We start from the raw sequence: 19,864 nt of genomic DNA, 5'->3' as shown, positions 1-19,864 counted from the left end.
GCACGGGCCGAGTCCGTCCCGCGCGTCGCGTCCCCGGTGCTCAGGCCGGTCGGGCGCCGTCCGGCCGCGCCGTGCGGCGCTTCGCCTGGTGGCGGGCGACGCGGTTGCGGTTGCCACACCCGGCGGCCGTGCACCACACGCGGTTGTGCCGGGGCGACGTGTCCAGGTAGACCCAGCCGCAGGCGTCGTCGCCGCACTGGCGGGCGGCGGCGAGGTCGGACGTCAGGAGCGAGTGGGCGAGCAGGGCGACGGCACTCCGGGGGCCGGACAGGTCGGCGGGCAGTCGCCACGACCACGACACCTGGTCGGCATCCCGCTCGAACGTCGCCCGCCCGAGTGCGGCGACGTGCTCGGCCGCGACGTGGTCGGCCGCGGCCGCTGACGACTCGAAGACCGCCTGGTACACCGCCTCGCGGAGCGCCAGCACGGCCGCGTGTTCCCGTGCCGCCGCCTCGGGCGCGGACGCGGCGAGCCGGGTGACCTGCTCGGCGCTGCCGGGCAGGACACCCATCTGGTCGCACCACGCCACGACGTCGTCGAAGGTGCCCAGCGTGTCGATCGACCGACGCGGGTCGAGCCGCCAGTGCACCGTGTCGACCAGGTCGAGCGCGGCGTGGCCGCCGACCTCGGGGAACGTCGGGGATCCGGTGGTCGCCATGCTGCGCAGCCTAATGCCCGATCGATCGTTGCGCCATTAGCGGACCTCTGCCAGGGTCTAATGCATGCAGAGCCGCGAACCCATTAGCGACACCTCGACTCCGCTGGGGCGGGACTTCACACGGTTCTGGGTCGCCCAGGGCGCGTCGTCGGTCGGCGGTCAGGTGAGCGAGCTCGCCGTCCCGTTGCTCGCCGTGGTCGTCCTGCACGCCTCGGCCGCCGAGGTCGGTGTCCTCAACGCGGCGCGCTGGCTCCCGTTCCTGCTGCTCGCGCTGCCGCTCGGGGTCCTGGTCGACCGTCGGCGTCGGCTGCCGATCCTCGTCGTGTCCGACCTCGCCCGCGCCGCCCTGACCGTCGTGGTGGTCGTGGTGGCGTTCAGCGGTGCGCTGACCCTGCCGGTGCTCGTCGTGCTGGTCGGCTTGCTCGGCGCGTTCACCGTCGCCTTCGAGGTGAGCTACCAGTCGTTCCTGCCGACGGTGGTCGGCCGGCGGCAGCTCGAACGCGCGAACGGGCGGCTGCAGGCCACGGCGGCCACGGCAGAGGTCGGCGGCCCCGGTCTCGGCGGCCTGCTCGTCCAGGTGCTGTCCGCACCCTGGGCCCTGGCCGTCCACGCCCTGACGTACGTCGTCTCGGCGGTGGCGCTGCTCGGCATCCGAGCACCCGAACCCCGTCCCGCCTCGACCGGACGGAGCGCCCTGCGGGACCTGGGCGAGGGCCTGCGGTTCGTCGGACGCGACCGCTACCTGGTGTCGTTGGTCGGCTTCGCCGGGATCTACAACCTGTTCGCGCAGTGGGTCGTGGTGCTGTTCACCGTGCACGCCGTCCGGCAGCTCGGCCTGGACGCGGGGCTCCTCGGCCTGGTCCTCAGTCTCGGCGCCGTCGGGGCCGTGGCCGGGGCGGCCGCGGCACCGTCGAGCGTGCGGCGGTTCGGGGCCGGGCCGGTCCTGGTCGCCTGCGCCGCCGCCGAGTGCATCGCCCTCGCGGTGCTCCCGGTCGTCGACCCGTCGTGGTCGACGCCGGTCACGGTCATCGCGGTGATCGCCGTGTTCGCGGTCAACGGCGCGGGGACCTCGCTGTCGAGCGTCGTCGCGCTGACGCTGCGGCAGCTGCGCTCCCCCGACCACGTGCTCGGACGCGTCAACGCGACGATGCGCTGGCTGTCCTACGGCGTCGTGGCGATCGGCGCGGGGCTCGGCGGCCTGGTCGGCGAGCTGCTCGGCACCCGCACCGGGATCGCCCTGGGCTGCGCGGGGACCCTGCTCACCGTCGTCTGGGTCGTCGCCTCACCGCTCCGCACGGTGCGCGACCCGGCCGGACTCGCGACCCACGGCGCGGCCGATCAGTAGGCGCCGGTCGCCTGGCTCTGCCCCCACGCACCGCACGGCGAGCCGTACCGGCCACCGATGTAGTCGAGGCCCCAGGTGATCTGCGTCGCCGGGTTCGTCTGCCAGTCCGCACCGGCCGAGGCCATCTTCGAACCCGGGTACGCCTGCGGGATGCCGTACGCCCCGTTCGGGTTCGCGGCGGTCGTGCGCCAGCCCGACTCCTTGTTCCACAGCGAGACCAGGCAGCCGTACTCGTCCGCACCCCACCCGCGTGCGGTCACCATCTCGGCCGCGATCGCCTGGGCACTCCCCGGGGTCGCTGCCGGCACGTCGGGAGCGCCGATGGCGGCGGCCGCGACGGACCGCTTCGCCTTGGGTGGGGGCTTCGGCGCCGGGGTCTGCACCGCGAAGTCGTCACGGTCGACGCTCGGCGCGCTGACGGAGGCGACCGCGAACACCTGCGGGGCCGCTGCGGGGACGGCCTCGGCGGGGACGGCCACCGCGTCGAGGTCGGCGAAGGCGGGCACCGTCAGCTGTGTGGCCAGCAGCGCCACCGGAGCGGTGAACGCGAGCGCGGCCGCGGTGCGACGCCGGAGGGACGGCGAGGTCCGCTCCGGGGTGACGGCCGCCGCGCGACGCGACGGGGGCAGCGGCGTCGGCAGCATCGGTCCCGGGGCACGGCCCAGCGGCGGACGCCCGGAGGCGGTCTGCGTCGCTGCGTGTCTCCCCACGCGCTCAGCATAGTGACGGGTGGCGCCGGACGGACCGACACCACCCGCCGTGTCTACGTGAGCGACCACTCCACCAGGCGGGGGTCGTCCGGCGTCACCTCGTGCACCGTGCCGGTGACCGCGACGGTGGCGCGCTCCGTGGCGGTGCCGGGCACCGGGTGGCGGACCGGACCGTCGCCGGACGCGACGATCCCACCCACCGGCACCGGGCCTCCCGGCCGTGACGCCGCCGCGTGCGAGGCGACCCAGACCTGCACGTCGCCGGGCTCGACCACCTTGCGCATCCGGCGATCGGTGAACGCGAAGCGCTGCACCGGCACGCGGAAGCGGATCCGCGTGGACTCCCCCGCGGCGAGCGCGACCCGGGCGTACCCGAGCAGCTGCGCCTCCGGCCGGGTGACGCTGCCGTGCACGTCGTGGCCGTAGAGCTGCACGACGTCCTCGCCGTCGACGCTCCCCGTGTTGCGGACCGTCACCGACGCGGTGAACACCCCGTCGGACCGGACGTGCTCGTCGACGACCAGGTCCTCGTAGGCGAAGTCCGTGTACGTGAGCCCGAAGCCGAACGGCCGCACCGGCGTGGAGTCGGCGGCGGTGACGTCGGACGGCCCCCCGAGCCGCGGGTGCAGGTACGTGAACGGCTGTGCGCCCGCCGAGCGCGGCAGGGACAGCGGCAGCCGGCCCGAGGGCGAGGCGGACCCGGTGAGCAGGTCGGCGACGGCGAGCCCGCCGCCCTCGCCGGGGAAGAACGCCTGCACGACGGCGGCCGGTCGCGGCTGGTCGCCGTCGAGCGCCCAGCCGAGCGCGTACGGCCGGCCGGTGAGCAGCACCACCACGGTGGGGGTGCCGGAGGCGACGACCGCCTCGACGAGTTCGCGCTGCACACCGGGCAGGTCGAGGGACTCGGTGTCGTTCCCCTCGCCGACGGTGCCGCGGCCGAACAGCCCGGCCTGGTCGCCCACGACGACCACGGCGACGTCCGAGGCGGACGCGACGGCGACGGCGTCGGCGATGCCGGCGCGGTCGTCACCCGTGACGGCACAGCCCGCGGCGTACCGGACGGCTGTCGACCCGAGGGCCTGCGTGACCGCCTCGCGCACCGTCGGGATCGCGAACCCGAGCGGCAGGTCGGGGTGCGACGCGAGCACGTGGTTGGCGAAGGAGTAGCACCCCTGCAGGGCCTCGGCTCGGTCGGCGTTCGGGCCGATGACCGCCACCGAGGCCCCGGGGGCGAGCGGGAGCGCTCCGCCGTCGTTCGACAGCAGCACGAGCGAGCGGGCCGCCAGCTGCCGGGCGAGCGATCGGTGCAGCGGGGTGTCCAGGTCGATGCCGGTCGGCGGCTCGTCCTCGAACACGTCCGGCTCGAGCAGCCCGAGCCGCTCCTTCTGCCGGAGCACGCGCAGCACCGCCCGGTCGACGAGGGCCTCGTCCACCTGCCCGCTGCGGACGCGCTCGACGAGCGGCTCGAGGTACGCGTCGCCGGTGGGCAGCTCGACGTCGATGCCGGCCTCGAGCGCCAGGGCGGCGGCCTCGCCACGATCGGCGGCGATGCCGTGCATGACCTCGAGGAACGCGACCGAGAAGTAGTCGGCGACGACGGTGCCGTCGAAGCCGAGCCGGTCACGCAGCAGGTCGGTCAGCAGCTCGCCGTTCGCCGCGACGGGCACGCCGTCGATCTCGGCGTACGAGTTCATGACGCTCCGGGCGCCCCCGTCCCGCAGCGCCATCTCGAAGGGCGGCAGGTAGACGTCGGCGACCTCGCGGGCCCCGGCGTGCACCGGGGCGTGGTTCCGCCCCGCCTGCGACGCCGAGTACCCGAGGAAGTGCTTGAGCGTCGCGTCGACCCCGGCCGACTGCAGCCCGCGCACGTAGGCCGTGCCGACCGTGCCCACCAGGTAGGGGTCCTCGCCGATGCACTCGTCGACCCGCCCCCAACGCGGGTCGCGGACGACGTCGAGGACCGGCGCGAGTCCCTGGTGCACGCCGAGCTGCAGCATGGACGCGCCGATGGCGGCGCCCACCTGCTCGACGAGCTCCGGGTCGAAGGACGCGCCCCACGCGAGCGGCGTCGGGAAGGTCGCGGCCTTCCACGCGGCGAGCCCGGTCAGGCACTCCTCGTGCACGAGCGCCGGGATCCCCAGCCGGGTCTCGCGCTTGAGCCGCCGCTGCTCGGCCCACAGCCAGGCGGCGCGCTCGTCGGGTTCGACGGGGCGGGTGCCGTAGACGCGGGTGAACTGCCCGATTCCGTCACGGGTGATGTCGGCCAGGGTGGTGCCCTGCTGCACCGCCGCCATCTCGCCCTGCATGGGGGCGACGACGCCGTTCTGGTCGAGCCAGTAGCCGACGAGCTGGGCGACCTTCTCGTCCAGCGTCATCGCGCCGAGCAGCGTGGTCGCGCGGTCGGGGGCCGCGCCGGTCGCGGCGTGGGACGGGGCGGACGGGAGGCCCGTGGCGGCGCCGCTCCGCGCCTCCTGTCCGTCGGTGGTGTCGCTGGTGCCCGTCGGGGCGGACGCGTCCGCCGCGGGGCGGCCGCTGGCGGCCACGGCTTGGTCGAACGTGGTCACCCCTTCACCGCCCCGGTCAGGCCGCCGACGATGCGGCGCTGGAAGATCGTGAAGAACACGAGCGCCGGGATCATCGACATGGACGTGAACGCGAGCACCTTGGCGGTGTCGACCGAGTACTGCGACGAGAACGCCTGCACGCCGAGCGGCAGCGTGTACGCCGCCTCGTTGTTCAGGATGAACAGCGGCAGGATGTAGCTGTTCCAGCTCGCGATGAACGCCAGGATGCCGACGGTCACGACGCCGGGCAGCGACAGCGGCACGATCATCCGGAAGAAGAACCCGAGCCGGCTCGCGCCGTCGATCGACGCGGCCTCCTCGAGCTCGTCGGGGATGGCCCGCAGGAACGGCACCAGGATGATGACCGTCGTCGGCAGGGCGAAGGCGATCTGCGGCAGGATCACGCCGGCCAGGCTGTTCGTCAGACCGAGGTCCTTGACGAGCAGGTACAGCGGGGTGATCGCGACGGTGATCGGGAACATCAGGCCGGCGGCGAACAGGGCGTACATCGCACCGCGGCCGGCGAACCGGTAGCGGGCGAGCACGAAGCTCACCATCAGGCCGAGCACGACGACGCCGAGGGTCGTGGTGACCGCGCTGATCGTCGAGTTGCCGAGCTGCTGCCAGAAGATGCTGCTGGACAGCACCGCGCCGTAGTTGCCGAACTCGAACGGAGCGGGCAGCCCGGCGGGGCTCGTCGTGATCTGCGAGTTCGTCCGGAAGCCGCCCAGCACGATGTACAGCACCGGTGCGAGGTTCGCCGCGACGAACAGGATCGCGACCAGGTAGGTCAGCGGGTTTGCGTGCCCGATGGCGGCGCTGGACCGACGCGCCCGCGTGGCCCGCCGCCCGGGGGCGACGATGCTCGTGGTGGCCATCAGTTCTTCCTCTCGGTGAGTGCACCCGCGGTGTCGCGGCGGAGCACGAAGCGCTGGTAGATCAGGGCGACCGCGAGCGAGATCACGAACATCACGACCGCGACGGCGCTGCCGTAGCCGAAGTTGCCCGAGGTGCGGCCGTTGGCGACCATGTACGTCGCCATCGTCGAGGTCCCGGCGGTCGACGAGATGTACTGGCCCCAGATGATGTAGACGAGGTCGAACAGCTGGAGCGAGCCGATGATGGACAGGAACGCCCAGATGCGGATCGTCGGGCCGAGCAGCGGCAGCGTGATGCGCCGCTGGATCTGCCAGTAGCCGGCACCGTCGATGGCCGCGGCCTCGAACAGCTCCTCCGGGATGCTCTGCAGGCCGGCCAGGAACAGGATCACCGCGAAGCCGATGTACTTCCACGAGATGATCAGCAGCAGCGTCCAGATCGCGATGTCCGGGTTGGACAGCCAGTCCGCCCGCATGCCGCCGAGCCCGATGCTCTGCAGCATGTCGTTCACGGCGCCGTTCGACTGGAGCATGAGGCTCCACCCGGTGCCGACGATCACCTCGGAGATGACGTACGGCACGAAGACGAGCACGCGGACCAGGCCGCGGCCGTGCATCTTCTGGTTGAGCAGCAGTGCGAGCACGATCGCGATCGGCCCCTGCAGTACGAGGGACAGCACGACGATGAAGCCGTTGTGCATCAGGACCTGGTGGAACGCCTTGTCCTGGAAGATGATCAGGTAGTTCTGCAGCCCGACGAAGTCGGTGGGCGGGCCGTAGCCCTGCCACTTGAAGAACCCGTAGTAGGCGGCGAGGCCCACGGGCAGGATCACGAACGTCACGAAGACGATGACCGCGGGTCCGGCGAGGACCGCGATCTCGACGCGCTGGCGCCAGTCCGCGATGCGGCGCGTGGTCCGCCGACCGGCGGGGAGCGGCGAACCGCTCCCCGCCGGGGACGTCCCAGCGGCCGTGTCCGACCCGGAGGCCGGAGTCGTACCGAGCGACGTGTCGAGGGCCATGCTCAGCCCTTGGCCGCGGCCTGGTTGGTGGTCGAGACGATGTCCTTCGCGCTGCCCTTGCCGGCGAGCAGGTCGACGACGCTGGTGTTCAGGGCGTTGCCGACGTTCTGGCCGTACAGGGTGTCGAGGTACTGCGAGACGAACGGTGCCTCCTGGTAGGCAGCCAGGGCCGTCTTGAGGTAGTCCGCGTCGACGACCGACTGGGCCTCCTGGTTCACCGGGATGGCGTTGAAGGCCGTGTAGTACTTCTCCTGGTTGTCCTTCTGCACGATGAAGTTCAGGAAGTCGGTGCACGCCTTCTTCGGGGCCTGCGCGGAGCAGGAGTTGCCGTCGACGCCGCCCATCATCGACTTCGGGTCACCCTTGCCGCCGTCGATGGTCGGGAACGGGAACCAGCCGAGGTCGGGCAGCGGCTTGGCGTCCGGGGTCAGCGACGCGATCACGCCCGGGTCCCACGCGCCCATGAGCTCCATGGCCGCCTTGTGGTTGGCCAGGAGACCGGCCGAGCTGCCGGCACCCTGCTGGGCGGCCGTGGTGAGGAAGCCGTTGTTGAACGGCTCGGTGGCGTTGAAGTCCTCGAGCTGTTCGCCCGCCTTGGTCCAGCAGTCGTCGTCGAACTTCAGCGACTTCGCGGTGTCCTCGAGCGTCTTCTGGCTGCACTCGCGGAGCGCGAAGTTGTAGTACCAGTGCGCGGCCGGCCAGGCGTCCTTCGCGCCGACGGCGACCGGGTCGATGTCCTTGGCCTTGAGCTTGTCGACGGCGTCGTTGAACTCGTCCATCGTCTCGGGCGTGCCCTCGATACCGGCTTCCTTGAACAGGTCCTTCGAGTACCAGATGCCCTCGGGGAGCACGGCGCCCGGCATCGCGTAGGTCTTGCCGTCCTTCTCGTACCCGGCGAAGGTGCCGGCGCTGATCGACTTCTTCGCGTCGGCGCTGATGGAGTCGGAGATGTCCATGAGCTGCCCGGCAGCGATCATCGCGTCCATCTTGCCGCCGCCGCGCTGCAGGAACACGTCGGGGGCGTCGCCCGAGTTGAGGGCGGTCTGGAGCTTGCCGTCCAGGTCCTCGTTCTGGATCGCCTGGGTCTTGATGGTGACGTTCTTGTACTTCGCCTCGAACGCCTTGACCGTCGAGTCCCAGTACGCCTTGCCGGGTCCGGTGGTCGAGTTGTGCCAGAAGGTCATCGTGACCTTGCCGCCGTCCTCGGAGGCATCGCTGCCCGCCGAGCAGCCGCTGGCCACCAGTGCTGTCGCCCCGATCAGCGCGATGGCTGCCGCGGCACGGATCTTCCTCGTCATCGTGGAACTCCTCGGTGTCGTCGTTGACATACAGCGACATCCACTGCCGCTGCGGAGAGCGTGCCACCCGCTCGGGAGGTCTGTCAATCGATATCGATAACGTTTTCTTTACCGATGGCCGCCAACCGCAGCGGTACGGTGTGCACATGGACTCGGCTCTGGGCGCGCGTCCCGGTGCCGGCCGGGTGACGATCGGCGACGTGGCCCGCGTGGCCGGGGTCTCGATCCCCACGGTCTCCAAGGTGATCAACCAGCGCGACGGCGTGGCCCCGGCGACGATGCTCCGCGTGCAGCAGGTCGTCGCCGACCTCGGCTACGAGACCTCCCTGGTCGCCCGCAGCCTGCGCAGCTCGCGCACCGACGTCATCGGGATCCTGGTGCCCGAGTTCGAACCGTTCTCGACCGAGCTGCTCCGCGGGATCTCGCGCGCCGCGACCGGCACCGGGTACGAGCTCCTGGCGTACGCCGGGCTCATGACCGGGGCCGACCGTCCTGGCTGGGAGCGCCGGTCGCTGTCCCGCCTGTCCGGCACCCTGATCGACGGAGCCATCGTCGTGACGCCGACCACGGCGCTGTCCAGCTCGTCGATCCCCGTCGTCGCCATCGACCCGCACACCGGGCCGGAGGGACACGCCACCGTCGACGCCGACAACGAGGGCGGCGCCGTGCAGGCCGTCGAGCACCTCATCGCGCTCGGGCACACGCGGATCGCCCACCTGCAGGGCCGCGCCGACCTGGCGTCCGCCCAGCTGCGGGCCGCCGGGTACCGCGCCGCGCTGACCGCCGCCGGCATCGCCGTCGACGAACGGCTGCTGCGGGACGGCGGGTACCAGGAGGACCAGTCCGCCGCCGTCGCACGCGACCTGCTCACGCTCGCCGACCGCCCCACCGCGGTGTTCGCCGCGAACGACTCCTCGGCCATCGGTGTGCTCCGTGCCGCCGCCGAGGTCGGGCTGCGGGTACCGCAGGACCTGTCGGTCGTCGGGTTCGACGACGTGCCGCAGGCGTCCACCACGACGCCGCCGCTCACCACGGTGTCCCAGCCCCTCGCCGAGCTCGGCTCACAGGCGGTGCAGATGCTGCTCACCATGCTGCGCGGCGAGTCCGCCGCCGAGCACGTCCGGCTCTCCACGACGCTGCGGGTCCGCGCCAGCACGGCTCCGGCCCCGGCCGTCGTCGCCAGCGCGGCCTGACGGCAACGGCGCGGCAGCTGCCGGCCGTCAGTGGCGCAGCGGCGCCTGCCCCGTCAGCGCCGCAGCGGCACCTGCCCCGTCAGCGCCGCAGCGACACCGGCCCCGTCAGCGCCGCAGCGTCTGCTTCGGGTACTCGCCGAAGCGCGCCGCGTAGGCCGCCGAGAACCGCCCGAGGTGCGCGAACCCCCACCGCCTGGCGACGTCACCGACCACCCCGGCGTGCGCGTCGAGCTCGAGCAGTTCCGCCCGTACGCGGTCCAGGCGGACCCCGCGCAGGTAGGTCAGCGGCGAGACGTCGAACACCCGGCGGAACGACTCCTGCACCGAGCGCACGCTCAGCCCGGCGACCTCGGACAGTTCCGCGACCGTCACGTCCTCGGCGGCGTGCGCGTGGATGTACTCCACGGCGGCCCGCAGTCGGGCGTTCCGGGGCATCGAGAGCGCCGCCGGCAGGTCGTCGACCCGCGGCGGGAAGGTGTCGAGGAACGCGGTGGCGGCCGACCGCTTCGCCTGGTGCCAGGCGTCGGAGTCGGGGCCGTCGGTCCGCAGGGCACGGGACAGCGCGACGAGCGCGTCCTGCCACCGCTCGGCCGTGCCCGGCTCGGGCGGCCGCACCGGGTCGAAGCGCAGGGGTCGGTCGACGATCTCCAGGTGCTCGGCGGCGATGCGCTGCACGTAGGACCGGCCGAAGTGCACGAGCCGCTGGTCGTGGTCGGCGGCCACGAACTCGAAGGGCTCCTCGGGCGGCAGGAGCACGGGCACCTCGCGGTGCAGGTCCAGCCGCACCCGGCCGGAGTCGAGCGAGGCCGTCCCGCTGGTGAGCCACGTCACGACGTAGTCGGCCCCGACCGGCACGGAGCCACGCAGGGCGCCGCGCAGCTGCGAGCGCCGGATGTTCACCTCGGAGTCGCCGACCGCGGTGTAGCGGTACGCGAAGTCGCCGACCGTGCGTCGTACCGACCAGCGCTCCGCACCGTGCACCGCCGCCAGGTCGCGCGAGGCCGAGTCCGGGTCGGCACCCGCGACCTCGAACCGGACCGGGGCACCCAGGGGGACGACGGGGTCGCCGGCGCGCAGCCGCTCAACCACGGCGGCTCGGGTGCGCGTTCCGGATGACGGCCGAACCACGGTTCGCGCTATGTGGATAGGCTGCTTCGGTGACGACGGCGTGTGGCACCGCCGACCCGACCCGACGAGAGGGAGCGCTGCCGTGAGCGATCTCGATGTCCGCGCCGCGCTGACCCGACTCGAGGCGGCGGTCGCCGAACTCCGCGACCGCCTGCGGGACCAGCTCGGCGTCTCCGGCGGCGACCTGACGCTGCTGCAGTTCGTGTCGCGTGCCGAGGAGGCCGGTCGGACCGTCCGCGTCAAGGACCTGTCGCGACACCTCGGACTGACGGGTCCGGCGGTCACCGGCATGGTCGACCGGCTCGAGCAGAGCGGGCACATCAGCCGGGTCCCCAACCCCGCCGACGGGCGCAGCCGTCACATCGAACTGACCGCCGAGGCCCGGCGCGACTACGCGCGCGCGATGACCGGCACGAACGAGCAGCTGCACGACCTCTTGGCCTCCTTGTCGGAACGAGAGCGGGCCAGGTTGGTGCGGATCATCGACCGCATCGCGGCAGCGGTCGACCTCGGCTCCCCGAGCCCCTGACGGCAGAGTACGGGCGCACGAGGCGGCACCCGGACGAATGTCCAGCAAGCGCAGCTAGGTCAGTTCCCTACCTTTCTCGCCGCCGATCCGCGCCGGGTGCCGCGACGGGTCAGCCCTTCACCGCCCCCGAGGTCAGGCCCGAGACGATCGACCGACGGAACACCAGCACCAGGATCACGATCGGCACGGTGGCCGCCACGCTCGCGGCGAAGATCTGCGCGAACGGCACCGTGAACTGCGTGCCGAACAGCCCGATCCCGACCGGGATCGTGCGGAACGAGTTCTCGCTGTTGAACGTCAGGGCCATCAGGAACTCGCTCCACGACGCCGTGAAGGTGAACACGCCGACCGTGAAGAGTCCGGGCTTCGCCATCGGCAGGATCACCGACAGCACCGTCCGCCACGCACCGGCGCCGTCGATCTCCGACGCCTCCTCGATGGTCGACGGGATGCCCTGCAGGTAGTTCCGCATGATCCAGATGGCGAACGGCAGGTTGAACGCGACGTACGGCACGATCAGGCCGGGGTACGAGTTGAGCAGCCCGAGGTTGCGTTCGAGCAGGTACAGCGGCGTCAGGACCGCGATCGCCGGGAACACCGACAGCATGAGCAGCGACGTCATGATCGCCGTGCGGCCGCGGATGAACCGGCCGGCGAGCGCGTACCCGGCGAGGAACGCGAGCGCGAGCACGATCACCGTGGTCGACACCGACACGATGACGCTGTTGATCATGTACTGGCCCAGGGCGTTGTCCCGGAAGGCCACCACGAAGTTGTCGAAGGTGAAGGAGTTCGGCCAGATGGTGGGCGGCGACTGCCCGATCTCCGACGCCGGCTTGAGCGACGTCGAGACGAGCCAGTACAGCGGCAGGGCCGTGAGCACCGCGATGACGACACCGCTGACGTTCACGGTGTTGACCCACTTGCGCCAGCCCCTGCGGACACGTTGACGAGGCATCAGTCGTCCCCTCCCTTGGCCTGGTTCCGGAACGCCCGGAGGAACAGCAGACACCCGGCCGCGACGATGATCGCGGTGGACGTCGCGATCGCCGCGCCCGGTCCGATGTTGATGTCCTGGAAGAGCACCTTGTAGCCCATGATCGCGAGCGACTGGGTGGCGGTGCCCGGTCCGCCGTTCGTCAGCACGAACGGCAGGTCGAAGACGCCGAACGCCTGCAGGATGCGGAACAGCACCGCGATCGTCAGGGTCGGCGTGAGCTGCGGGAGCACCACGCGCCAGAACGTCTGCCAGGTGCTCGCGCCGTCGAGCTCGGCGGCCTCGTAGTGGTCCTCCGAGATCTGCACGAGCCCGGCCAGCAGGATGATCGCGACGAACGGCGTGGTCTTCCAGATGTCCGCGACCATCAGGCCGGTGATCGCGGGCACCGGTTCGCCGAGGATCACCGGGGCGTCCCCGAACAGGCCGAAGAACCACGTCGCGACGCCGTAGGTGCTGTCGTAGATGTACTTCCACAGCTGCGCGTTCACGATCGTGACGAGCGACCACGGGATGAGCATGAGCGCGAGCATCCACCCGCGGGTGGCCCCGAGGCGCTCGAGCACCAGGGCCACGAGCATGCCGAGCACGAGTTCGACCGAGACCGTCACCACGGTGTAGAGCACCGTGAAGCCGAGCGCCCGGTACCAGTCCGCGCTCTGCAGCAGTGCGGCGTAGTTGTCGAGCCCGAACGACTGGATCGTGAAGCCCTCGTACCCGACCTCGACGTCCGCGAAGCTCAGCACGATCGAGTAGACGACCGGGAAGATCGTCACCGCCGCGACGACCAGGAGCGCCGGGGCCGCGAAGCCCCAGGCGCCACGGGCGCGGATGCGGTCGAGACGCGACCGCCCGGTCAGCCGGGGCGGCGGATCGAGGCGATCCGTGCCTCCCGGCCGGGTCGGCCGTGTCGCGGTGCCGGCGCTCACAGCGCCGCCCCCTCGAGGGCGAGCGAGATGGCGGAGGCCATCGAGCGCGTGCCGCCGTCGACCGAGGCCTGGCCGCCGAGGATGCTGTTGCCGTTCTGGTAGACGCCCTGCGAGACCTTCGGGTAGTACGCCGTCGACGTCGGGCGGGGCACGAGCGTGATGCCCGCCGCCGTGTCGTACGTCGGGCGCTGCTGGCGCTTCGCGTCCTCGCTCACCAGGCTGGCGGAGCGGGCCGGCAGGACGCCGCCCTCGCGGGTCAGGAACTGCTGCGCGGTCGTGCTCGACATCCAGCTCGCGAACGTCAGCGCCGCAGCGGGCTGCTGGGTGTGCGGGTTGATGTAGTTCCCCCACCCGCCGATCGTCGAGTGGTGCTCGTCCATGCCGTCGAACGTCGGCCGGGCGGCGAGGCCGACCTTGCCGGCGACCTGGCTGTCGGGCCCGTTCGCGATCCCCCACGCGTACGACCAGTTGCGCAGGAACGCCGCACGACCGCCCGAGAAGGCGTCGTTGGTGTCCTGCTCCTGGTACGTCAGCGTGGCCCGCGGGGACGCTCCCGACGTCACGAGCGAGCGCATGAACTCGAACGCGCGCTTGGTCTCCGAGCTCGTCGTCTCGGGCTTCGTCAGGTCGTCGTTGAGCAGCGAACCACCCGCGTCGGCGACGAACTCGGTGACGTTGCAGGTCAGGCCCTCGTACACGTCGCCCTGGAACGCGAAGCCGTAGCTCACGTCACCGGTGTCGACGAGCTTCGCCGCGGTGTCCCGCACTTCCTCCCACGACCCCGGCACCTGCAGCGAGTGCTTGGCGAGCAGGTCCTTCCGGTACAGGAAGAACGACTCGTCGATGTAGAGCGGGAACATGTAGTAGGTCCCGTCGACGCTCGCCGCCAGGCGGAGGCCCTCCGGGAACTGGTCGAAGAAGTCCTGGCCGACCAGCGTGTTCAGCGGGGTCGCGAGCTTGTTCTTGGCGAACTGCCCGGGCCACGCGACGTCGCCGAGGTACACGTCCGGCGTGCTCGACCCCGCGGCGATCTGCGTCGTCAGGCTGGTCCGGTTCGTGTCGGTGTCGCTCGGGGCGCTGACGATGCGCACCCGGATGTTCGGGTGCTCCTTCTGGAACTCGGCGATGAGCCGCCGGCGCAGGTCGCCGCCGTCCTTCGAGGCGACCTGACCGGCCCACCAGCTGATCGTCGCCTCGCCCTCGGGCGGCTCCGTGGGCCAGTCCTCGACGCGCGTGCGTTCGGGACGGGTGGAGCAGCCGGCGAGCAGCAGCACCCCCGCTCCCCCGAGCAGGAACATCCTCCGGTCGATAGCCATCCGTCCTCCTTGACGTGTGGTGCAGCGAACCTGTGCTCCCACACAACCATGCCGAGGCCTGTTCTGTCCGGGCACCTTCCGGTCTGGACGACACCGCACGCGCTCGGGGATCCGTGGACTGTCGCGCAGCCCGAAACGTGGCCGGCGGCGGCCAGACCGGCAGGGGGTCAGGCGGGGGCGGGGGCCGTCGATCCGGCCAGGTGCAGGGCGCACGGGATGAGCGTGTGTGTGCGCTCGGTGCTGCCGCCCTCGAGGCGGTCGACCAGCGACTCGACCGCCAGGCGGCCGAGCTCCGGGCCGGGGGCGTTCAGCGTCGTGAGCACCGGTTCGGTCGCCGCGCCGGCGCCGTCGGAGGACACGATCGCGATGACCGAGACGTCCTCGGGCACCCGGCGCCCGCCGGCCCGCAACCCGCTGACGAGCCCGAAGTTCGAGTCGTCCTTCATGATGATCGCGGCCGTGACGTCGGGGTCGCGCGCCAGCAGGTCCCCCGCCGCACGGCGCCCTCCCTCGGCGGAGGCACCGGCGGCGACCACGGTACCGGTGAGGCCGCGGCTCGCGATGCCGGCGCGGAACGCCGCCTCGGACCGGACCTTCGGGCCGTAGTCGGCCATCGACGTGCCGTCGAGGTCCTCGACCACGAGGCCGATCCGACGGTGCCCGAGCCCGGTGAGGTGGTCGAGGGCGTCCTCGACGGTGCGCTCGAAGTCGATGTCGACGTACGAGATGCCGGCGGGGTCGGCGGTCCGGCCGATGGCGACGAAGGGGACCTCGAGTTCGGTGAGCCGCTCGATGCGGGGATCGTGCATCGTGATCTCCATCACCACGACCCCGTCGGCGAGGCCGCCCGAGATGAGTTCCTGCACGTCGTCTGCGGTGGTCACCGCCGGCCAGAGCACCAGGTGGTAGCCGAGCTCCGAGGCGCGGCTCGCGGCACTCGTGAAGAACTGCAGCGCGGTCTGGCCGAGCCGGTGCTCGAGCACCGGGAACACGAGCGCGAGGATCCGGGTGCGGCGCGACGCCAGCGCCCGGGCGACCACGTTGTTCCGGTAGTCGAGCTCACGCATCGCCGCCGTGACCCTGGCACGGGTGTCGGCGGACACCCGCTTGTTGCCGTTCACGACGAACGACACCGTCGCGATCGAGACGCCCGCCCGGTCGGCGACCTGCTGCATCGTCGCCATGCCGCTCCCTCACCCTGTCCCGCTCACTGTAGCGGGGGCGGTTCCGGAAAAAGTTCGTCTAAGCGCTTTACCATCAAAGCGCTTCGATGCTAGCTTCGACCCCACTCGGGACGCGACGGAGCGCTTCTGGTCCGGTTCGCCCCCGATCCACGAGCGGCACGGTCGACTCGTGTCCGGCACCCCTCCAGAGAAGAGCGAAGCAATGAAGCCTCGACACCGCAGGACGCCTCAGGTCCTCAGCACGGTCGCCATGCTGGCAGCCGTCCCCCTCGTCCTCGCCGGTTGTTCCGGCGGCTCGTCCGCGAGCTCCGGCGGCAAGGTGGACTCCATCACCGTGCTCGACTACTACAACCAGGGCAACGACAAGAAGGTCATCGGCGAGTACCTCGACAAGTGCGGGGCCGAGAACGACGTCACCATCAAGCGCAGCCTGGTGCCCGGCTCGTCGCTCATCCAGAAGGTCCTGCAGCAGGCGTCGTCGAAGACCCTGCCGGACGTCCTGATGCTCGACAACCCGGATCTGCAGCAGATCGCCGAGACCGGTGCGCTGTCACCGCTGTCCGACTACGACATCTCGACCGACGGCTACGCCGAGGGCGTGCTGCAGGCCGGGACCTACGAGGACAAGGTCTACGGCCTCGCCCCCACCGTGAACACCATCGCGCTCTTCTACAACAAGAAGGTGCTGTCCGAGGCCGGTGTCACCCCGCCGAAGACGTGGGACGAGCTGCAGTCCGCCGCGGCGAAGCTCACCAAGGGCGACCAGTACGGGTTCGCCGTCGACGCCAACGCCACGTACGAGGGCACCTGGCAGTTCCTGCCGTTCATGTGGTCGAACGGCGGCGACGAGAAGGACATCGCGACCCCGGAGACCGAGGAAGCACTGTCGCTCTGGAAGGGCCTGGTCGACGACGGCTCGATGTCGAAGAGCGTCGTGAACTGGACCCAGGCCGACGTGAACGACCAGTTCATGGCCGGCAAGGCCGCGATGATGATCAACGGCCCGTGGCAGATCCCCGGTCTGAAGGAGTCGAAGGTCGACTACGGGATCGCCCAGATCCCCGTGCAGGCCGCCAGCGACAAGGCCGTGGCCCCGCTCGGTGGCGAGGTCTGGACCGTCCCGAACACCGGTGACAAGGCGAAGCAGGCCGTCGCGGCGAAGATCGTCGACTGCATGAACAGCGACGCGAACCAGCTCGCGATGGCGAAGCTGCGGTACACGATCCCCTCGAAGACCGACGTCGCGCAGCAGTTCGGCAAGGACGTCCCCGAGGAGCAGGTGTTCGTCGACCTCGTCGCCGACGCCCGCGCCCGCACCGGCGAACTCGGTGCCGACTGGCCCAAGGCCGCGACGAAGATCTACACGGCCGTGCAGTCGGCGCTGACCGGGCAGGACTCCCCGGCCGACGCCCTGCAGAACGCGCAGTCGAGCAACTGAGCATGACGAGCACCGCGACCCCCGTCGCCCCACGGCGGGCCGCCGGGAACGGAGCACCCGCTCCGTCCCGGCGGCCCCGCCCGGGCCGCTCGCTGCGCTTCGAACGGATCGCGCAGCTGCTGTTCCTGCTGCCGGCCGTCCTGTTCCTGCTGCTGTTCTTCGGCTACCCGGTGGTCAAGAACATCGTCATGAGCTTCCAGGCGTACACGACGTCGACGTTCTACACGGGCGAGGCACCGTGGGTCGGCCTGGCGAACTACGCCTCGGTCGTGTCGTCCCAGCTGTTCGGCACGGCGATGCTCAACACGGCGCTGTTCACCATCGGGTCGATCGTCGGCCAGTTCGTCCTCGGCCTGCTGCTCGCCCTGTTCTTCCGCCGGAACTTCCCGCTGTCCGGCCTCCTGCGCTCGCTGCTCCTGCTGCCCTGGCTGCTGCCGCTCATCGTCTCGAGTGCGGTCTGGAAGTGGATGCTCGACCAGGACTCGGGCGTCGTCAACCAGTTCCTCGGCACCTTCGGCATCCCGTCGGTCCCGTGGCTGACGAGCCCCGCCGTGGCGCTCATCACCGTCATCGCGGTGAACATCTGGATCGGGATCCCCTTCAACACCACGATCCTGTACGGCGGTCTGCAGGACATCCCCACCGAGTTGTACGAGGCCGCGGCACTCGACGGCGCGACCGGGTGGAAGGCCTTCTGGGCGATCACCTGGCCGATGCTGCGCCCCGTCGTGAGCGTCACGCTCGTGCTCGGCGTCGTCTACACGATCAAGGTGCTCGACATCATCCTGGGGTTGACGAACGGCGGGCCGGCGAACGCCACCCAGACCATCGCGACCCAGTCCTACGACCTGTCGTTCAAGCAGTTCGACTTCGGGCAGGGCGCCGCGCTGAGCAACATCCTCATCGTGATCTCCGCCCTGTTCGCGATCGTCTACCTCCGCCTCAACAGGAAGGCCGTCGATGACTGACGCAGCGTCCACCAACGACGTCCTCCGGACCCGCGCGGTGGTCACCCGCGGCACCCGGCGACCCGTCCGTCCCACGAGCGCGAAGCAGTGGGTGCTGTCCGGCGTCGGGATCCTGATCCTCGCCGTGATGCTGTTCCCCGTCTACTGGATGATCAACATCTCCCTGCAGCCGGCCGGTTCCGCGATCGAGGCCGCCTGGTTCCCGATCAACGCACAGCTCGGCGGCTACGCGCAGGCCATCGCCGACCAGGGCGGCGCCCTGGTCACGAGCCTGGTGATCGCCCTGGGCAGCGTCGCCGTCAGCCTGCTCATCGCGACGCCGGCGTCCTACGCGCTCGCCCAGTTCAAGGTCAAGGGCATCAACGCGGTGCTGTTCGGCATCCTGATCTCGCAGATGATCCCGGGCATCGTCGTCGCGAACGCCCTGTACGCGGCGTACAACGACCTCGGGCTGCTCAACACCGTGCCGGGGCTGATCCTGGCCGACAGCACCGCAGGCGTGCCCTTCGCGATCCTGATCATGCGGGCGTTCATGCAGAACATCCCGCCGTCGATCATCGAGGCCGCCAAGGTCGACGGTGCCGGCAACTTCCGGGCCTTCCGCTCGGTCGTCGTGCCGATCAGCGCCAACGCCCTGATCACCGCCGGACTGTTCACGTTCCTGTTCACCTGGAGCGACTTCCTGTTCGCCCTGACCCTCACCACCACCGAGGACGTCCGGCCGATCACGCTCGGCATCTACAACTACATCGGCACCTTCACCGCCGACTGGTCGACCGTCATGGCCGCCGCGGTGATGGCCTCGATCCCCGCCATCGTGCTGCTGCTCGTGGCGCAGAAGTTCATCGCCGCCGGGGCAACCGGCGGCGCCGTCAAGTGACCGGGTCCCACGACCCCCGAAAGGCGCACACCATGACCAGCACCCCGCTCCGCATCACCGTCTGGGGCGAGAACGTCCACGAACAGGTCGAGCAGCACGTCGCCGAGCGCTACCCCGACGGCATGCACGGCGCGATCGCGGACGGCATCCGCGAGCACCTGCCCGAGGCCGTCGTCCGGACCGCCACCATGCAGGAGCCCGAGCACGGCCTGACCGACGAGGTCCTGGCGGACACCGACGTCCTGACCTGGTGGGGGCACGCCGCCCACGCCGACGTCGACGACGCCGTGGTCGACCGGGTGCACCGGCACGTGCTGTCCGGCATGGGCCTCGTCGTCCTGCACTCCGGCCACTGGTCGAAGATCTTCGGCAAGCTCATGGGCACCACGTGCACGCTGCGCTGGCGGAGCGAGCACGACCAGGAGCTCGTCTGGACGGTCAACCCGCAGCACCCGATCACCCGGGGCGTGCCGAACCCGATCGTCATCCCCGAGCAGGAGATGTACGGCGAGTACTTCGACGTCCCGACGCCCGACGAGCTCGTGTTCATCTCGGGGTTCACCGGCGGCGAGGTGTTCCGCAGCGGCATGACCTACCGCCGCGGCCTCGGGAAGATCTTCTACTTCTCCCCCGGCGACCAGGACTTCCCCGTCTACCACCACCCCGACGTCCGCCGCGTGATCGCGAACGGCACCGAGTGGGCCCGGCCCGAGCGCGAGCGGGAGATCCCGACGCTGCGCCGCTACGACCTGGGCGAGTACTTCGACGGGCAGCACTACCGCGGCCCGTTCGACGACGCCGAGCCGGAAGCGGTCGACGCGTGAGCC

Annotated in this window: 18 protein-coding genes; 7 read left to right on the top strand and 11 right to left on the bottom strand. The window is 71.0% G+C overall.

The window, feature by feature from the left end:
- Positions 1 to 40: 40 nt before the first annotated feature.
- On the bottom strand, positions 41 to 658 hold the full coding sequence (locus I8920_RS03455) for a CGNR zinc finger domain-containing protein (RefSeq protein WP_198657789.1): 618 nt from the start codon (positions 656 to 658) through the stop codon (positions 41 to 43).
- 64 nt (positions 659 to 722) lie between these two features.
- Between I8920_RS03455 and I8920_RS03450 the strand changes: the two genes are divergently transcribed.
- Complete coding sequence (locus I8920_RS03450) at positions 723 to 2,003, top strand: MFS transporter (RefSeq protein ID WP_198657788.1); 1,281 nt, start codon at positions 723 to 725, stop codon at positions 2,001 to 2,003.
- Here the strand turns inward: I8920_RS03450 and I8920_RS16160 are convergent.
- The 5 genes from I8920_RS16160 to I8920_RS03425 all read right to left on the bottom strand — a co-directional run bounded on the left by I8920_RS16160 (position 1,997) and on the right by I8920_RS03425 (position 8,475).
- The gene (locus tag I8920_RS16160; protein WP_225558964.1) at positions 1,997 to 2,713 is read right to left on the bottom strand and encodes a lytic transglycosylase domain-containing protein; all 717 of its coding nucleotides are present in this window, start codon (positions 2,711 to 2,713) and stop codon (positions 1,997 to 1,999) included. The two genes, I8920_RS03450 and I8920_RS16160, sit on opposite strands and share 7 nt — an antisense overlap.
- A gap of 53 nt (positions 2,714 to 2,766) precedes the next feature.
- Complete coding sequence (locus I8920_RS03440; RefSeq protein ID WP_198658601.1) at positions 2,767 to 5,100, bottom strand: glycoside hydrolase family 3 N-terminal domain-containing protein; 2,334 nt, start codon at positions 5,098 to 5,100, stop codon at positions 2,767 to 2,769.
- Between the two features lie 173 nt (positions 5,101 to 5,273).
- Positions 5,274 to 6,155 (bottom strand): carbohydrate ABC transporter permease, encoded by an 882-nt coding sequence (locus I8920_RS03435; RefSeq protein ID WP_198657787.1) that lies wholly within the window; start codon positions 6,153 to 6,155, stop codon positions 5,274 to 5,276.
- Positions 6,155 to 7,177 (bottom strand): carbohydrate ABC transporter permease, encoded by a 1,023-nt coding sequence (locus tag I8920_RS03430; RefSeq protein ID WP_198657786.1) that lies wholly within the window; start codon positions 7,175 to 7,177, stop codon positions 6,155 to 6,157. Before I8920_RS03430 ends, I8920_RS03435 begins: the two co-directional genes overlap by 1 nt.
- 2 nt (positions 7,178 to 7,179) lie before the next feature.
- Positions 7,180 to 8,475: an ABC transporter substrate-binding protein gene (locus I8920_RS03425; RefSeq protein WP_198657785.1), complete on the bottom strand. Its 1,296-nt coding sequence runs from the start codon at positions 8,473 to 8,475 to the stop codon at positions 7,180 to 7,182.
- 146 nt (positions 8,476 to 8,621) lie between these two features.
- On the opposite strand from I8920_RS03425, the gene I8920_RS03420 reads away from it, so the two are divergent.
- The gene (locus I8920_RS03420) at positions 8,622 to 9,668 is read left to right on the top strand and encodes a LacI family DNA-binding transcriptional regulator (protein WP_198657784.1); all 1,047 of its coding nucleotides are present in this window, start codon (positions 8,622 to 8,624) and stop codon (positions 9,666 to 9,668) included.
- Between the two features lie 105 nt (positions 9,669 to 9,773).
- Here I8920_RS03420 and I8920_RS03415 read toward each other — a convergent pair whose 3' ends face one another.
- Positions 9,774 to 10,757: an AraC family transcriptional regulator gene (locus tag I8920_RS03415; protein ID WP_198657783.1), complete on the bottom strand. Its 984-nt coding sequence runs from the start codon at positions 10,755 to 10,757 to the stop codon at positions 9,774 to 9,776.
- Positions 10,758 to 10,878: 121 nt separating this feature from the next.
- Here I8920_RS03415 and I8920_RS03410 point away from each other — a divergent pair, with 121 nt between their 5' ends.
- Positions 10,879 to 11,325 (top strand): MarR family winged helix-turn-helix transcriptional regulator, encoded by a 447-nt coding sequence (locus I8920_RS03410; protein ID WP_198657782.1) that lies wholly within the window; start codon positions 10,879 to 10,881, stop codon positions 11,323 to 11,325.
- Positions 11,326 to 11,434: 109 nt separating this feature from the next.
- Here the strand turns inward: I8920_RS03410 and I8920_RS03405 are convergent, their stop codons facing one another.
- From I8920_RS03405 to I8920_RS03390, 4 genes are all read right to left on the bottom strand, one after another.
- Positions 11,435 to 12,283, bottom strand: a complete 849-nt coding sequence (locus tag I8920_RS03405; RefSeq protein ID WP_198657781.1) for a carbohydrate ABC transporter permease — start codon at positions 12,281 to 12,283, stop codon at positions 11,435 to 11,437.
- Positions 12,283 to 13,251, bottom strand: a complete 969-nt coding sequence (locus I8920_RS03400; RefSeq protein WP_198657780.1) for a carbohydrate ABC transporter permease — start codon at positions 13,249 to 13,251, stop codon at positions 12,283 to 12,285. The genes I8920_RS03405 and I8920_RS03400 overlap by 1 nt, the downstream gene beginning before the upstream one ends.
- A complete protein-coding gene (locus I8920_RS03395; protein ID WP_198657779.1) occupies positions 13,248 to 14,567 on the bottom strand; it encodes an ABC transporter substrate-binding protein in 1,320 nt (439 codons plus the stop codon). The genes I8920_RS03400 and I8920_RS03395 overlap by 4 nt, the downstream gene beginning before the upstream one ends.
- A gap of 167 nt (positions 14,568 to 14,734) precedes the next feature.
- Positions 14,735 to 15,751, bottom strand: coding sequence for a LacI family DNA-binding transcriptional regulator (locus I8920_RS03390; RefSeq protein WP_232832810.1), 1,017 nt, complete (start codon positions 15,749 to 15,751; stop codon positions 14,735 to 14,737).
- 202 nt (positions 15,752 to 15,953) lie between these two features.
- On the opposite strand from I8920_RS03390, the gene I8920_RS03385 reads away from it, so the two are divergent.
- Genes I8920_RS03385 through I8920_RS03370 form a run of 4 tightly spaced genes read left to right on the top strand, consistent with a single transcriptional unit; the run spans position 15,954 to position 19,861 of the window.
- Positions 15,954 to 17,189, top strand: a complete 1,236-nt coding sequence (locus I8920_RS03385) for a sugar ABC transporter substrate-binding protein (protein ID WP_198657778.1) — start codon at positions 15,954 to 15,956, stop codon at positions 17,187 to 17,189.
- A gap of 2 nt (positions 17,190 to 17,191) precedes the next feature.
- Complete coding sequence (locus I8920_RS03380; protein ID WP_027464443.1) at positions 17,192 to 18,157, top strand: carbohydrate ABC transporter permease; 966 nt, start codon at positions 17,192 to 17,194, stop codon at positions 18,155 to 18,157.
- Complete coding sequence (locus I8920_RS03375) at positions 18,150 to 19,037, top strand: carbohydrate ABC transporter permease (RefSeq protein ID WP_198657777.1); 888 nt, start codon at positions 18,150 to 18,152, stop codon at positions 19,035 to 19,037. The genes I8920_RS03380 and I8920_RS03375 overlap by 8 nt, the downstream gene beginning before the upstream one ends.
- 32 nt (positions 19,038 to 19,069) lie before the next feature.
- Positions 19,070 to 19,861 carry a ThuA domain-containing protein gene (locus tag I8920_RS03370; RefSeq protein ID WP_198657776.1) on the top strand — a complete coding sequence of 264 codons (792 nt, stop codon included), beginning with the start codon at positions 19,070 to 19,072 and terminating at the stop codon, positions 19,859 to 19,861.
- Positions 19,862 to 19,864 lie beyond the last annotated feature (3 nt).

The sequence above is a fragment of the Curtobacterium sp. YC1 genome, from assembly GCF_016267665.1.
Taxonomy (GTDB): Bacteria; Actinomycetota; Actinomycetes; order Actinomycetales; family Microbacteriaceae; genus Curtobacterium.
Note: the sequence above shows the minus strand (reverse complement) of the source record. Positions and strands in the feature narration are given on the sequence as shown.